The organism is Methylolobus aquaticus (assembly GCF_054172105.1).
On the sequence record NZ_JBSYXP010000028.1, the window covers coordinates 1 to 15,953 of the forward strand.

The 15,953-nt window shown below is 61.8% G+C and carries 10 protein-coding genes; 8 read left to right on the forward strand and 2 right to left on the reverse strand.

What is annotated here, in order from left to right:
* Positions 1-126: 126 nt before the first annotated feature.
* Together ACW73L_RS21665 and ACW73L_RS21670 are read right to left on the reverse strand one after the other, a co-directional pair.
* The gene (locus ACW73L_RS21665; protein WP_498924624.1) at positions 127-1,245 is read right to left on the reverse strand and encodes a hypothetical protein; all 1,119 of its coding nucleotides are present in this window, start codon (positions 1,243-1,245) and stop codon (positions 127-129) included.
* 3 nt (positions 1,246-1,248) lie between these two features.
* Positions 1,249-3,903: a hypothetical protein gene (locus ACW73L_RS21670; RefSeq protein ID WP_498924625.1), complete on the reverse strand. Its 2,655-nt coding sequence runs from the start codon at positions 3,901-3,903 to the stop codon at positions 1,249-1,251.
* 472 nt (positions 3,904-4,375) lie between these two features.
* Here ACW73L_RS21670 and ACW73L_RS21675 point away from each other — a divergent pair, with 472 nt between their 5' ends.
* From ACW73L_RS21675 to ACW73L_RS21710, 8 genes are all read left to right on the forward strand, one after another.
* Positions 4,376-5,095, forward strand: coding sequence for a DUF3418 domain-containing protein (locus tag ACW73L_RS21675; RefSeq protein WP_498924626.1), 720 nt, complete (start codon positions 4,376-4,378; stop codon positions 5,093-5,095).
* A gap of 239 nt (positions 5,096-5,334) precedes the next feature.
* Positions 5,335-5,718 (forward strand): nucleotidyltransferase family protein, encoded by a 384-nt coding sequence (locus ACW73L_RS21680; protein WP_498924627.1) that lies wholly within the window; start codon positions 5,335-5,337, stop codon positions 5,716-5,718.
* Entirely contained in the window at positions 5,705-6,211 is a 507-nt protein-coding gene (locus tag ACW73L_RS21685) for a ribonuclease toxin HepT-like protein (RefSeq protein ID WP_498924628.1), read from the forward strand. The genes ACW73L_RS21680 and ACW73L_RS21685 overlap by 14 nt, the downstream gene beginning before the upstream one ends.
* Before the next feature lie 970 nt (positions 6,212-7,181).
* Entirely contained in the window at positions 7,182-7,850 is a 669-nt protein-coding gene (locus ACW73L_RS21690) for a CerR family C-terminal domain-containing protein (RefSeq protein ID WP_498924629.1), read from the forward strand.
* Position 7,851: 1 nt separating this feature from the next.
* Positions 7,852-9,360: an efflux transporter outer membrane subunit gene (locus tag ACW73L_RS21695; RefSeq protein ID WP_498924630.1), complete on the forward strand. Its 1,509-nt coding sequence runs from the start codon at positions 7,852-7,854 to the stop codon at positions 9,358-9,360.
* Positions 9,357-10,466 (forward strand): efflux RND transporter periplasmic adaptor subunit, encoded by a 1,110-nt coding sequence (locus ACW73L_RS21700; protein WP_498924631.1) that lies wholly within the window; start codon positions 9,357-9,359, stop codon positions 10,464-10,466. Before ACW73L_RS21695 ends, ACW73L_RS21700 begins: the two co-directional genes overlap by 4 nt.
* 55 nt (positions 10,467-10,521) lie before the next feature.
* The gene (locus tag ACW73L_RS21705) at positions 10,522-13,647 is read left to right on the forward strand and encodes an efflux RND transporter permease subunit (protein ID WP_498924632.1); all 3,126 of its coding nucleotides are present in this window, start codon (positions 10,522-10,524) and stop codon (positions 13,645-13,647) included.
* 298 nt (positions 13,648-13,945) lie between these two features.
* Positions 13,946-15,953: hypothetical protein (locus ACW73L_RS21710; protein WP_498924633.1), on the forward strand; the 2,008-nt coding region annotated here is incomplete at its 3' end.

Below are 15,953 nucleotides of genomic sequence, written 5' to 3' on the forward strand. Positions count from 1 at the left end.
TACCGTATTTTACCCCGTCCAGAACGCCGGAGCCCCCGCCACACAACGCCTTCGGAGTTTTTCACCAGCCTGTTAGGGAAGCCACGCAAGAGGTCACGCCAAAATAATTATTCCAGGCCATCGGAGTTAGCGCCCGAACTTGTCCAAGAGGTCTGGGAGCGCCAACTGAAGACTGCCGCCGGAGAAATAGATTAGCAGGCCTTCGAAGATAGGATTCGTCCAAATGGATCCATATGCACCCATGTGGTAGTGCTTCACCCGTGAGAGCGCATCTTCGGCAGCGTCGCCACTGGATCTGCCGCCTGTTGCGTCAGCGCTCTGCGCGTTCGAAACCCGATCGCTAAGTTCGTCAATCACCAAATTCTTTAATCCGTCTGCTTGCCCTTTGACGCGGTACCAACAGGCCCAGACCACACCGATGTTGACCGCGAATACGGCACCCAGGCCCGGCCCCGTAACCCAGTTATCGAAGATCCAGGATCTCGAAAAAATCAAGAGCGCTGCAACCACAAATGGCAGGATGACCTGTCCGCTCCATTCTCCGGTGACAGCCCCACTCTGCTCCACGAGTTCCCTCAAATGTTCCTCGGTCCACGGCTTTTCACTCCCCCGATTAAGCTCGAAAGTCGTTTTTGCATTGGAAATCCATGCGTAGACCAGTAATCCCTCCGCCAGCACTCGCCCCACCAGGAAGAGGAACGTAGAGACTACGAGCGCCAAGACGATCGAATCAACTACCTTACTTAAATCGCCTCTATAGGGAACAGATGGTAAACCTAGAGTGAGCGTAAGGCCGACCGCCAGGGCCGCAAGAGTAAAGGCGTAAACCACTGTTCGCCCGTTGCATTGCTGTCGGGACAATTCCTGTGCGCTCTTGCTCCAAAGAAATCGTTGGTTGTGCCTTATTTTTTTGCAGATCAATGGTTCTCGAGAAAGGCGAGATTCTATCCCGTTGACGCCTAATTGCAATACTATTGCCAAGAAAAGGAGGGTGGCTAGCAGCGCAAGCCATATTGACTTGGAGTCTGCCGTAAGACCGCTCACAAATAAACTCACGAGAAAAACCCATGAACAAATTAAAAAAGCTCTTTCTTTGACGGCTTCATTGATCGTGGCTTCGGCGCGCGCGTTGCGAATCTCTATTGTGTATAGGGTTAATATAAAATAAAATAAGCAAAGGAATGGCAGGTCCGTGAGGAACATTTTAAGTCTGTGGGATGTGTCGAAGGGGTCTCTGGCTTGCATCTCTCACTCTTCGAAAATGTTGCGCGAAGGCTGCTTGCATCGCAAGACTAGGACCATTAGGAAAAACGCAGCCAAACGTAGGAATTCGGTTGGCCAAATGCTCACGCCCTCAAGCCAGACAAAAGGCTCGGCCGAAATTAGGGTAACCGCTTCGAGGGATGCCGTTAAAGTAATGAAAAATAACGCAGCAACACTTGCAAGTGCGATCTTCTTTAAGCCTACTCCGATACTCCAGACGAATAAGCATATAGCTAAATAAATGAGAAACGCAGCCAAGGGTTTCACAAAAACGGAAACGTCTCCGTGGCCGATCGGCCAACCAGGGGGGTCGAGATATCCAGTAGATAGTTGTGCCGAGGACTGACCTTGTCCGTCAGTAGGAACCGTCAATTGGCGGCTTGCCACCTTTTCGCAGATTGAGCCGGAGTTATCTATAGGGTCGCTACTTTTCTGTTCGAGGATGATCGGTCTTGTCCGGCCGATTTCGAATAGGTTTACCTTCTTATGAGGTTGAAAAACTCTAGATGGATATCGAAAAGTGGAATTTTTAACCCAGGCACATGGTCCGCCCACCGCTAGCTGTGTTGCGAGGAATAGCGAGGTCTGCGCCCAGCCGCGAAACGCCGGAACAAATTGCTGACATACTTGGTCCAGTTCCAAACCATAGCTAGAGGCGACCAGCAGGTTACGAGTCTTGCCCCCCTGTGCGCCATTGTCGGAATAGCGCGCGTCTAGTTCCGTGGTGAAAAACAGGGCTTGCGGAAAGCGCGATCGTAAGGCCTCCATGATAAGGATCTTGTCGTAGACATCCGTTCCGATCAGCCCAATTGCCCAGATGGATCGCCCCTCTTTGGCTTGCAGTTCTTGGTCATGGACTGCAATATCATCGGCAATGCGGCGCAGGAAATCGATCTGGTCATCACCCAGTGACTGATCCTCGGTTGTGGCGCGAAAGAAGTCGGCTTTTTCGTTAAAGGTATCAGCTCCCTTACCATTGCCGTTTGAAGCTTTTCGCGAGTACTTTCCGTTCGTACGCCCTTCGCCGTCAAGGCCGCGGAGATAACTGTAAAAAAGCCGGTCCGAGAGCTTGCCTCCGAAAAACTCCTTCGAAAATGTTTCTTTCAGCGCTCGACCATAAAAGGTATCCCATTCGCCGACAAAGGCGATGAAATGCCTGCTTGGAATATAGCCACGCAAGTCGAGCTCAGCTCGTAGTGCCTTAGCAAGGTGCGTGTCGGACAGGGCTGTTGTATTGAATTCGATGCCAACAGTGCTGAAAGCTTTCGCAGCGCTCCCGCCTTTCTGGTCAGACTGTTCCAGTAATTTTTCGGCCGAAGCCTGCGGGGAGAAAATCTTGAATGGGAAGTAGCTCGATGCGGGTTTTTTGTTCGAACCTAAACTTGGGTCTTTTAGGTCATGGCTTTTGGCATTGATCTTATCGCTATCTTCACTTGTAGGCAAAGCCTCCAGGGCTTCTTGGCGCATTCCTTCTAGGGTGTCCGAGGACGAGGGCCCGAGTACTCTGAAATCTATGTCAGGAGGCGCAAGGGCGGCAGGAAAGGCTGTCTCGGGGCAGGCGTTGTCCGTATTTCCACCTGAACGATCTGTGTTCTTTAGTTTCTCGCCAAAAGTTTTTAACACATCGTAGGTGTACCTCCCAAGTATCTGGAGTGCCGGGCTCGGAGCTAGGGCTGTGGTCCAGTCAAAAGTCGGTGATTCCAGTTCTCGCAAAGTGGTATCTACCAAAGCTTTGCAAACGTTACTAATGTCCTTTGTACGCCTTTCGCTATCGTAATTTGGAATGGCCACTCCAAGAAATTCCGCGCAGTCTTGTACGGGGCGATCTGATAATTTGTGGACGACTTCTCTGATCCGCTTTAAACGGTCTGCTTTGGCAGCCGCCTCTTCAACGACATCCTTTTCACCCTTAGTCATTTCAAGCTCGGAAATGCGTTCATCCAGTCGTCCGCAACGCGGAAAGAGGATTTCTAGAATCTTCCTATTCATTAGTGTGATATCGCTACCTTCACCGTATCCACGGACACATGCCTTCGCATGCGGTTTGTCAGTTGAAGGCCTTCCGGGAGGGTCGACAGGACGATCGAGGTCGGGCAAACTGCTTTCGTAGACCGACTGCATCGTCGTGTAGGTGAAGAGGTTTCTCAAGGTCCGTAATTTCTTGAGTGGTGTACGACCAAGTGCGCTTTCATCGAGCCAGATAACCAATAAGGGGTCTCGCGTCATGGAATCCATTGATTCCTTCTCTCTCTTGAACCACTCGTAAGGGATGATATCGGGTAGCTTACGTTCCGATTGAGACGCGACGCGAGGAATCGGGGGATCGAAATACTTCCATTGGCCTGAGAAGTTAAGGTAGCGGATGTGTTCGGCATCCTCCGGTTCATAGTTTGATACGGCTAATCCAGAGATAAGCGCATAGCGCGCTCTGCGTCTCTCTTCAATGGCCTCGGCATATGGACCCCCTCTCACGAATACAGCCAGCACGCGAAGCGTCTTTGACTCCTTTTGGTCCTGGCTACAATGCTGGAGCTTATCGCCACATAAAGCATTCGCGATTTGCCCACCGAAGTCTGAGATGTTCGTTGCGTGAGGACCGCCTTGCTTCAAGTCGTAACTTGGGGCTTCCAGTGGATCCATCCAAAGCCGGGAGTCGAGCTCGATCCCGGCACCTTGCGCTCGCTCCCTTTCCGGCGGGGGACGTCGCCCAGATAGCTGGGCAAGATTGCTGATTGTCAATCCCGCGAGCAGTAATAGGAGCACCGGCCTGGCATATTGGCTGAGACCCGGTGCGGGGGCGGAGGAATTCTGTTGCGTCAATAGGCTGCTCCGGAGTCACTAACCGGTTTGGCGGTCTCATCGTGGGGTCACCAGCGATACGGTAGACCGCATGAACGCACGAGGTTCAAGGTCGCGGACGTCCGTCTGAGGCTTCGCTCCAGGTTAAGGAAGGATCCGCAACACAGCTATGGGCCTGAAGTAGCACTACGAAAGGAGTATTGACTTTTCGGAACTAGTGTCATTTCGTCCCAGTACGTCCGTGCGTTTCCAAGGGAGCAAGGCGAGTTTTGCTGCCGTTGGGTTGATACCCGGTCAGCGTCCAAGAATTCCGATGACCTACCGGCTGTTCCGCCTGAGCCTGAACAAGGAACTCAAATACCTGCGCAAGAACCTCGTGGTCGGCGCCGCGGCCGAACTGGCCTACCGGCAATTGCCGGCGCATCCGCTGTGCCATGCCGATCTGACGACGGCGCGCGAACTGCGCGACGACTTGCTGGACCGCATCATCGGCGCGCTGTTTGTCGTCGATCCGGGAGCGATCCGGACCCGTGCCGCGTTCGATGCGACGCTGGCCCAGCACCGCGGCGAACTGATCACGGAGGCCGACAAGCTCAGTCGTCTGGTCGACAGCGTCCTGACGCAGCGGATCGCGATCGCGCGCAAACTCGAAGGACGGTTGCCCGAGTCCACCCGCAAGGACCTGCGCGAACAACTGGCCCTGATGATCTTCCGGGGCTTCGTCGCGCGGACGCCGGCCCGCCAGTTGACCGAGTTGCCGCGTTACCTGAAGGCGATGGACCATCGGCTCGACAAGGCCCAGAGCGACCCGGCCCGTGACCAGAAGCTGACGGCCGAGGTGTTGACGTTCTGGACCCCGTATTGGGCCAGGGTCAAGGCTGATCCGCGTGGTCTCTGGCCCGAACGCGACGAGTTTCGCTGGAGTCTCGAGGAATTCCGTGTGTCGCTGTTCGCGCAGATGCTGAAGACGGCTTACCCGATCTCGGCCAAGCGGCTGAAGGAAGCCTGGGACGCCCGCAAGGGCAAATCATGAACTGCCCTGGCCGGCGATTACGCGAAAAGGCGCGGCGCTGACGGCGGGGTTCGATCGGACACGGCTCGATAGAAGAAGGCAAGCCATAGGAATCAAAGCTCAAGCCCCGGGGATGCGCCGCAGTGCGCCGTTTGACAGCCTCACTCGAGCGGGGCATGCTCAGAACGGCAGTCGCAACGTCGCGTTTCCCTCGCTAACCCAGATCGATCCCAAACCCCTATCGCTCCTTGCCTTTCATGATGAGCCACCCCTCCAATCCATCCGAGGTGTCGCCGAGCCAGCTCGAATACTGGCGGCGCGCGCTGTCGGCTCACGCACGCCAACGGCAGGAAATGGAACGGGTGGCCTGGGAGGAAGTCAGGCGCATCGCGGGGGTACTGCGCGATCAGTTCGGCGCGACGCGCGTGATCGTGTTCGGTTCACTCGTGCGCGGCCGGTTCACCGAGCACTCCGACCTCGACCTCGCAGTCGAGGGGCTGGATGCAGAACGCTTCTTTGCGGCCCTGGCAATGGCGAATGGCCTGACGGACCGTACCGTCGACTTAAAGCCCCTGGAGAGTCTAAGTCCGCATTTTCGCGAACGGGTGCTGGCAACGGGATGCGAGGTCGATGCGACCGATTGATCCCGCAGCCCTCCGCGAGCTGGCCGCTGACCTGACGATGGAGTTGGAGCGCCTCGCGGAGCTGGCGCCTGCCATCGCCCATGTGCGAGCCGAGATACGTCGCGACCTGGAGCGTGCGCCATTGTTTCGCGAGAGCCTGGCGCTCAAACTGCACAACTTCTACGGCGGTGTGGAGAGAATCCTGCAGTTGGTTGCGGTGGAACTGAATGGCGGATTGCCGTCCGGGGCCGATTGGCATAAGCGGCTGCTCGACCGGATGGCCCAGGCGCGCGAGGGTCGCCCGGCGGTCGTCTCTTCTGCGACGGCGGTACGCCTGCGCGAATTTCTCGGGTTCCGCCATATCGTGCGTCATCTGTACGGGTTCGAACTCGATCCGGAACGGCTGGATGCCTTGGCGATGCAGTACCCGGATACCTGGACTGCGGCGCAAGCTGAGGTGGCGCGTTTCATCGCCTGGCTTAGGGATTTGGCGGTGCATTTGGAACAGCCCTGAGTCCCGCGCGGCCTGAATTCAATGGCGGACGTGCCGCATTCCCCAGGTGGCGACTGGCTCGGTACCTAGGGTGGGCATGGGGTGTGATGCCTTCCCCAGCTCGGCGTTTTCTCGGCTACTTTGAGATTTTCCCGGATTACACGGAACGGAGGCGTGGAGCACTCTGCGCGGTGCGTTGCCCACGCAACTCGTTGTGTTGAGCGCAATTGACTGACGGGCTGCCTTGGCAGTGCCACGGCAAGGGGGGCCCCGGATATCGCTTTCGGCGTCTGGTATCCGGGGCGGGATGCGAGCGCTTACATCGCCTTGACGATGCCGACCGCGGCCAGATAAGCCACCAGGGTAATGCCGACTGCATAAATCAAGCTCTTGATGTTCTTGATGTCCAGTTCCATGTCCAACTCCGTTGAAAGCCTGTATTGAACGCCACCGGGTGGCGGACATCGACGTTCCGCTCACCGATCTGCATGCGGCATAAAGCGTGCCCGCGGTGAACCAATGGCCCGGGACACCCGGCTTCAACCGTTCGCCGTGATTTCCTGCGGCCGCTTGATCTCCAGCCGTGCTATTCCCTTTGCTTGAAACCGCTCAGTCCGTCTCGCCAAACGACACAGCTGCGGCTATCCGCTGACGGATCGATCGATCGCGGAGGAGCTTCGGGGCGGAGTGTTCCGATCCGCCGTCCGGCCAGTGGCCGGGGCTGAACCTGCCGGACGGATGACCCTCCAACCCGCCTGCTGATCGCCGGTCAGACTGAACGGCGGGCAAAAGTTGCGGGCCGCGCCAGCGGACCACTGGTGCTGTCCAGCCGTTCGTTCTTCCTGCCCGAAGACCCGTTGCGCCTCTGCAAGTCGCCGATCGGCGCGATGTCATTCGCCGCGCTTGACAATCAATCGATTGATTAAGACAATCGCATTCAATCGTTTGATTGACTGGTTTTGACGATGCCAAAACGCTGCGAGGTCAGCTCTTGAAAGATACCGATGACGTCATGGATGGCCAGGATGCGCGCAGCCGACTGGTGATGGCCGCCCTGCGGCTGTTCGCCGAAAAGGGCTACGAAGGGGCGACGACCCGCGAGATCTGCGAGCTGGCCGGCGCCAACATCTCGGCCATCCGCTACTACTTCGGCGACAAGGCGGGCCTGTACCGGGCCGCGTTCACCGAGCCGATGGGCGACACGCCCTGCGGGGCAAATCTCGGAGCTTACGCGGAACTGGCGATGCCGGAAGCGCTGAAGCTGCTGTTCCGCGATTTCCTGGAACCGCTGAAGCGGGGTGAGGAAACCCGGCTCGTGATGAAGCTCCATTTCCGCGAGATGATCGAGCCGACCGGAGCGTGGCAGGAAGCGATCGATGCCGAGATCAAGCCGCAGCACGATGCGCTCGTCGCGATGTTGACCCGGTATCTGGGACTGCCCGGTGTCGACATCGACGTCCATCGGCTGGCGTTCTCCATCATCGGCATGGCCGTGCACTTCTACGTCGGGCTGGACGTGGTGTCGAATGTGGCCCCTGAGATGCTCGGTTCCGCGCAGGACGTCGATGTGCTGGGCGAACGCCTGGCGGATTATGCGTGGTCCATGATCGAAGGCGAGGCGCGGCGCCGCGCAGGGCAGGGGGATCGTGGCGCACAGTGATATGGCCCGCAGGTGCCTGACGGTCCTGCTGTCGCTGCTATCGGGATGTGGCGGCGGCCTGATTGCGACCGTGGGCCCGGCTTACCAGCCCGCCGCGGCGACCTCCGTCAAGCGTTGGCAAGCGGCACAACCCGACGTCCCCATCGCGCATCGCGGCAATCCGGCGGAGTTGAAGCGCTGGTGGGATCGTTTCAATGATCCGGTGCTGACCCGCTTCCTGACCGCTGCGCAACGGGAGAGTGCCTCGGTGGCCGACGCCCGTTCCCGGATCGAACAGGCCCGGGCCGGTATGGTCGGTGCGATCGGAGCGGGCCTGCCCAGCCTCGACGGGCAGGCGGACGCCAACTTTGCCGAGGTAACCTTCGGCGGTCCGCCGTTCCAGTGGACGCGTTACCAATTCGGGCTGCAGTCGAACTGGGAGGTGGACTTGTTCGGCAGTGTCGCGCGGCAGCGGGAAGCGGCGCAGCGTCAGCTCGACGCACGGCATGCCGCGTGGCATGACGCCCGCGTGGCGGTGGCCGTCGAGGTTGCCAATGCCTACCTGAATTACCGGCAGTGCGAGGTGCTCGTGCAAATCGCCGAGGCGGATGCCGCGTCGCGAACCGAGACGGCGCGCCTGACGGACATCGTCGGGAAGGCCGGGTTCCGGGCGCCCGCGGACGTCGCCCTGGCCGATGCCAGCGCCGCGGACGGCCAGGAGATCGTCATGCGCCAAAAGGGCTTGTGCGACCGAGCCGTCAAGGGTCTGGTCGCGCTGACCGCGCTTAGCGAAGTCGAGGTCCGTCACCGGCTGACCGGCAACCCGGAGCGCGTGGCAAAGCTGCCGGAGCCCCCGCCGTTTCATCTCAGTGGTCTCCCGGCCAAGGTGCTGATGCAGCGCCCCGACGTGGCCGCCGCCGAACGGGAAGTGGCCGAGGCCAGCGCCACCATCGGCATCGAAGAGGCCAAGCGCTATCCGCGGCTCAGCCTGTCGGGGAACATCACCCCGCAGATCCAGAGCCTGAGTGCCGCGGATCTGTTTCTGGCCAACACCTGGGCGGTCGGTCCGACACTGAACCTGCCGCTTTTCGATGCCGGCAAACGGGCCGCCGACGTGGAAGCGGCACGGGCGCGCTACGAGGCCGCGGCTTCGCGGTTCCGCGCGATCGTGCGAACCGCGGCCAAGGAAGTCGAAGAGGCACTGGTGCGTCTGAAGAATGCCGAGGACCGTTTGCCCAAAGCCACCGCGGCAGCCGATGGTTACCGTGCGAACTTCCGGGCGATGCGCGAGTTGTACCAGGCTGGCTTCGGCAGCTTGATCGATGCCGAGGCTTCGCGCCGTCAGGCGTTGGTGGCCGAGCGCAGCGTGGCCGAACTCCGGCAGGAGTCGTCGTCGGCCTGGATAGCCCTTTACCGCGCGGCCGGCGGGAGCTGGGATGACGGCAGCGAGTCCAAACCCGCTGACGAGGGTCGTTTGCCGACCGGTGTCAAAGATTCTGCGTTCCGCGATCTGTTTACAGTAAACCCATGAAACGACAGTCGATCGTCCTGATAGTCTTGCTCGCCGTCCTGCTGCTGGCGCTCGGCGTTACCGTTGGTCGCGGCAACCCCGCGGCGGCGCCGGCCGCAGTCAGCGAAGCTCGCCCGGCCCTCAGCGTCTCGATTGTTCGTCCCGAGTCCAGCGATCTGGCCCTGAATCTCGCGGCCAACGGTTCCATTGCCGCCTGGCAGGAGGCCATTATCGGCGCCGAGGTCGGTGGGCTGAGGCTCGCGGCGATCAATGCGCAGGTGGGAGATTCGGTAAAAAAGGGGCAGGTGCTGGCCATCTTTGATGACGAGAAGGTCGTGGCCGACGTGACCCAGTCGCGGGCTGCACTGGCCGAAGCGGAGGCCAATCTCGCCGAGGCAAAGCTTAACGCCGAGCGGGTCGATCAGGTCACGGACTCCGGGGCCCTGAGCGCCCTGCAGGCCGGTCAGTACCGGACCGCCGCCAAGACCGCGGAAGCGCGGATGCGCTCCGCGAAAGCCCAACTCGATCAGCAGTTGCTCCGGCTGCGGCATGTAAAGGTCCTCGCCAGTGACGACGGCGTGATTTCCAGTCGCACTGCGACGCTGGGTGCCGTGGCCGCGGAGGGGCAGGAACTGTTTCGCCTGATTCGCCAGAACCGGCTGGAATGGCGGGCCGAGCTGACGGGTGTCGAGTTGATGCGGCTTAAGCCCGGGGTCGCTGCGACCGTGGAGGTTCCCGGCGCCGCGAAAGTGACCGGCAAAGTGCGGATGGTGGGGCCGGTACTGGACGATCAGAGCCGCAACGGACTGGTCTATGTCGATCTGCCGGATGCCGGCCGCGCCGGCCTGCGGCCCGGGATGTTCGCTCACGGCGAATTTCAGCTGGGCGCCCAGCCGGCCCTGACCGTGCCGCAGACGGCCCTTTCTCTGCGCGAGGGCTTCAGCTACGTCTTTTCCGTGCATGACGAAAGCGGCGGTCAGGCCCGGGTCCGACAGGTGAAGGTGCAGCCCGGACGGCGCGCGGGCGACCGCATCGAAATCCTGTCGGGGCTCGCCCCGGCGGACCGGGTGGTTGCGAGCGGCGTGTCCTTCCTGGCCGATGGCGACATCGTCAAGGTGGTGCCATGAAGCCGCACGCGGCCGTTGGTTCATGCCGTAGTCATGGACGGAGTGGGGGGGCGGCATGAACGTCTCCTCCGCCTCCATCCGCAACCCGATCCCGGCGGTCATGCTGTTCGTGCTGCTGACCTTCGGTGGTCTGGCGAGCTTCATGGCCATGAAGGTGCAGAACTTTCCGGACCTGGACTTCCCCACGGTCACGGTCAGTGCCAGTCTGCCCGGCGCTTCGCCGCCGCAGCTCGAGACCGAAGTGGCCCGCAAGTTGGAGAACGCCGTCTCGACGCTGCAGGGTCTCAAGCACATGACGACCAAGGTGCAGGACGGCAGCGTCACGATCACGATCGAGTTCCGCCTGGAAAAGCCCCTGGAAGAAGCGCTGGACGACACGCGCTCGGCCGTCTCCAAGGTGCGGGCCGACCTGCCCGGCGACCTCCGCGACCCCATCGTCACCAAGCTCGATCTGGCGCAGTCGCCGATCCAGGCTTTCACGGTCGCCTCCGCCCGCCGCGACGAGGAAGCGCTGTCCTGGTTCGTGGACGATACCGTGACGAAGCGTCTGCTGGCCGTGCGCGGTGTCGGCGCGGTCAACCGGGTCGGCGGCGTCAGCCGCGAGATCGCCGTTGCCCTCGATCCCATCAAGCTGCAAGCCCTGGGCGCGACCGCCGCCGACATCTCCCGGCAGTTGCGGCAGGTGCAGCGGGAAAGCGCCGGCGGTCGCACCGACCTCGGCAGCGGCGAACAGCCGGTGCGCACGCTGGGCAACGTCGCGTCCGCGGAAGAATTGCGGAACATGGAGATTGCGCTGTCCGACGGGCGGCGCATTCGGCTGGACCGCCTCGCGACGATCACCGACACGGTGGCCGAACCCCGCGCGCTGGCCCTGCTCAATGGCACGCCGGTGGTCGGCTTCGAAGTCACGCGCAGCCGCGGCGCGAGCGAAGTGGAGGTCGGCGCGGGCGTCAAAAGTGTGCTCGAGGAACTGCGTGCCGCGAATCCCGACCTGGAGTTTACCGAGGCCTTCAACTTCGTGACGCCGGTCGAGGAGGAATTCCAGGGCTCGATGACGCTGCTGTACGAGGGCGCCTTGCTGGCGGTCCTGGTGGTCTGGCTGTTTCTGCGCGACTGGCGGGCGACGCTGATCTCCGCCGTCGCACTGCCGCTGTCGGCGATTCCGACCTTCATCGGCATGTACTTGTTCGGCTTCTCGCTTAACGTGGTGTCGCTGCTGGCCTTGTCCCTGGTCATCGGCATTCTCGTTGACGATGCGATCGTCGAGGTCGAAAACATCGTCCGCCATCTGCGCATGGGCAAGACGCCCTATCAGGCCGCAATGGAAGCCGCCGACGAAATCGGGCTGGCGGTCGTCGCGACGACGTTCGCGCTGATCGCGGTGTTCCTGCCGACGGCCTTCATGAGCGGTGTCGTGGGCCGTTTCTTCAAGCAGTTCGGCTGGACGGCCGCGCTGGCCGTATTCGCGTCGCTGGTCGTCGCGCGCATGCTGACGCCGATGATGTGCGCCTACCTGCTGAAGGACACCGGTCACAAGGACAGCACGGACGGCTGGCTGATGCGAACTTATCTGCGCGTGGCAGCCTGGAGTCTCCGCCATCGATTGCTGACCTTGATCGGCGCGCTGGGCTTTTTCATCGGCTCGCTGATGCTGATTCCCTTGCTGCCGACCGGCTTCATTCCGCCCGACGACAATCCGCAGACCCAGATCTTCGTGGAACTGCCGCCCGGCGCGACCCTGGCCCAGACGCGTGAATCTGCCGAAAAGGCCCGTGCGCTGGTGGCAGATATCCCGTATGTCCAGAGTGTCTACACGACCATCGGCGCCGGCAGCGCCGGCAGCGATCCGATGGCGACGCAGTCGGGGGGCGAGGTGCGCAAGGCCACGCTGACCCTGACGCTGGCCCGGCGCGACGAACGGCCGGTCAAGAAGCAGGTCATCGAGCACGACATCCGACAGGCGCTGCAAAACCTCCCCGGCGTCCGGACCAAGGTGGGACTCGGCGGTTCAGGCGAGAAATACGTGCTGGTGTTGAGCGGTGACGATCCGGCCGCGTTGGCCACCGCCGCCCGGGCGGTCGAGAAGGATTTGCGGACGATTCCCGGCCTCGGCAGCATTGCGTCCAGCGCGGCGCTGGTCCGACCTGAGATCGCCGTCCGACCCGATTTCGCGCGGGCGGCGGACCTGGGCGTGACGTCCACAGCGATCGCCGAAACCCTGCGCATCGCGACGGTAGGCGATTACGACTGGTCGCTGCCCAAGCTCAGTCTCGCCCAGAGACAGGTGCCGGTGGTCGTCAGACTCACGGCCGATGCGCGCAAGGACCTGGCCTTGCTCGAGCGCCTGGCCGTGCCGTCAAGCAAGCCCGGCGTCGGTCCGGTCATGGTGGGCCAGGTGGCCCGGTTGGAGTTGTCCAGCGGACCCGCCGTGATCGACCGCTACGACCGTTCCCGCAACATCAACTTCGAGATCGAACTGTCCGGCACGCCGCTGGGCGAAGTCACCGCGGCGGTGGAAAAACTGCCCAGCATGCTGGCCCTGCCGCCCGGCGTGAAGCAGGTGAACATCGGCGACGCCGAAATGATGGCCGAACTGTTCGGCAGCTTTGGCCTGGCCATGCTCACCGGTGTGCTGTGCATCTATATCGTGCTGGTGCTGCTGTTCAAGGACTTCATTCAGCCCATCACGATCCTGGTTGCTCTGCCGCTGTCGTTCGGTGGCGGCTTCGTGGCGCTGCTGGTCGCCGGCAAGGCCTTCTCCATGCCCTCGCTGATCGGTTTGGTGATGCTGATGGGCATCGCCGTCAAGAACTCGATTCTACTGGTCGAGTATGCGATCGTGGCGCGCCGCGAACATGGCCTGAGCCGCCCGGAGGCCCTGCTGGATGCCTGCCACAAGCGCGCCCGCCCCGTGATCATGACCACCATCGCCATGGGCGCCGGCATGCTGCCCATTGCCTTGGGCACCGGCGCGGCCGACCCCTCGTTCCGGAGCCCCATGGCCACCGCGGTGATCGGCGGATTGGTCACGTCGACTCTGCTGAGCCTGTTGGTGATCCCCGCAGCCTTTACCTATCTCGACGATCTCAAACGGCTGCTGACGTGGGTGTGGACGCGGGGCGCAAGGACCGAGCCGACAATCGCCCTCAAGCACGCCGAACCCGAGAAAGGGACCTCATAGCCTCCTGCCGGCCGGACCTGAAAGTCCGGCCGCTGCTTCGCGCGGCTTTGCCGAACCTCGATCGTTCGAGGCTTAAACCCTTGTATTCCCATGGTTAAAGCCGGAAACGCGGCATTCGCTCACGGTCTGGTCGTGGTCATTGACAGTCAGGGTGCGATGGAAGCAATCTCACCGCCCTAGGGGGAACCCCTACGTATATCGCTGAATGGCCGATCGACCGAGTCTTCCGCCGATCGTCTGATCGATGACGTGCGATTTACATGCCTCGCAAGTTCAAAGATGTGGTGGGAGAGTCGGTATGGGATCGGAAGAGCGGCACGATGAGGTGAGCCAGACCCTGGAAGCGCTGCTGCGAACGCCGGTGGGTCGTCGCTGGCTGCTGAAACTGGGCGTAAATGCGGCGACGGCGGCCGTGGTGTTGCGCAGTGTGCCGGCGTGGGCGGAAGAACGTCCGGAGGAGGGCGAAGACGTCGAGTCGTCGGCGACGCAAGCGCGCGGCGGGGTGCTGCGGCGCTTTCATTTCGCGCTGGGGTCGGCGGCGTCACTGGAAGACCTTCATGTGGTGGTGAACGGGGTCAAGGTAGCTTTGACGCCGCACACGCGGGGCACCCGGCGCGCGCTGGCGGCGTGGGGCGGTGTGTGGAAGCGGCTGGATCGTCAGCGCTTGACGCATTACGCCAAGGTGGTGGTGCCGCCGCGGCGCGCGGTTTTGTTGTCGGTGCATGGGCGGCGCGGGGCGCAGTCGGTGGTGGCGGCGCAAGGGTTTCATGCCCCGCGGCCGGCGGTGCGGGCGCTGGCGCAGGCGGCGTATGCCCTGGACGGTCACTTCGGCTCGGTGTCGGGGTCCGTGGAGCGGTTGCGCGCATTGGGGATCCGGACCTCGCGCCTGATTTCGGCGCAAGAGGTGGTGGACCTGAACCAGATCGTGGACTCCTACGGGGCAGCGGTCGCCCTGAGCTATTGCCATCCGAACGTGGCAACCATCGACGGGCCGACCGCGGCGGTGACGGGTTCGTTGCTGTCGAGCACGCCGGAGGTGACGACACTCGGGACGCAGATCGCGCAGATGCAACAGTCGGGGCAGGACTACGCGACGCTGGATCCGGTGTTTGACCCCGACGGCAAACAAAGCACGTTCAAGGTGGGTGACAAGGTAACGCCCTTGACAACACTTCATCTCAGCAACGATCCGACCTTCCAGTCGACGGCGCAGGCGGCGATCATCGCGGGTGCCCAGGGCGTGCGGGACACCGGGAATCTCGGCACGGTCTTGAGCCAGCCGCTGGACGAGACGCCGGGCAACACCAGCACCTGGCATCAGCCCGAGGGCATTGTGCCGACGTCAACCCCCTACACGCCGCCAACCGGGGTCGGTGCCGCGGTGCAGGCGCAGGTCCAGAACACCGGGCTGCTCTTCGGCACGTACACCGCGAAGAACGGCGAGTATGCGGGGGGCCAGGTACCGCTGACGCTGTACAACAACTACGTGCGCTGGGTCTGGGTGTACGTGCAGTATCTGAAGGCGGACGGAACCAACCTGTCGCTGAACGACAATCCGACCTGGCCGGACACCAAGTACGCCAAGTCGCTGGGTCTGCTGCCGCAGATCTTCACCTTGCTGGGTGTCCCGATCTGGGACAGCAACACCATCAACGTGACGCTCGACTTCCCACCCGAGGCAACGCAAGCACGGCTGTTGTTCTGCGGCTTGGGCAATGGCGGCATCGACGGCGGCTGGCGGCAGTATTTCCCGGCCGATGCCTATCCCGACCATATCGCGCCACAGGACGAGGTGCTGTTCGCGTCGCTGACGACCGGTCTGTTTACGCTGGCCCTGACCAGTTTTGCGTTGATCGTCGACCTCGACGTCACCGTCGCCTGGAAGGCGGTCCGCGACGACATCGAGAATGAGAGCAACCTGGTCTGGCAGGATTTCGTTTCGCTGGTCACGACGGCGAGCTCGTTGAACGCCGCTGAGTCTTTCGCGACGGTCGTTGCGGCCGGAGGCGCGACCTACGTGGACGTGTCGAACAACGGCGGTTCGGCCAACAATATTTGGAACCTGCTCCTCCCTATCGCGACCGTCATACCCAAGCTCATACTGGCTCCCTTCCCCAACGGCCCGCTTTGGGGAGAGGTCGCCGCCGCCCTCATCGGCGATGAGCTGGCCGACAAGGCCATCGAAGCGGTCCCGCTGATCGGTCAGGTATTCGCTGCACTGTCATTGGCCGGCGATGCGGCCACCCTGGCGGAGGCGATCGGCGAGACGGCGTCGTCGCCGTGGGTGATCGCGAACACGGTGTCGT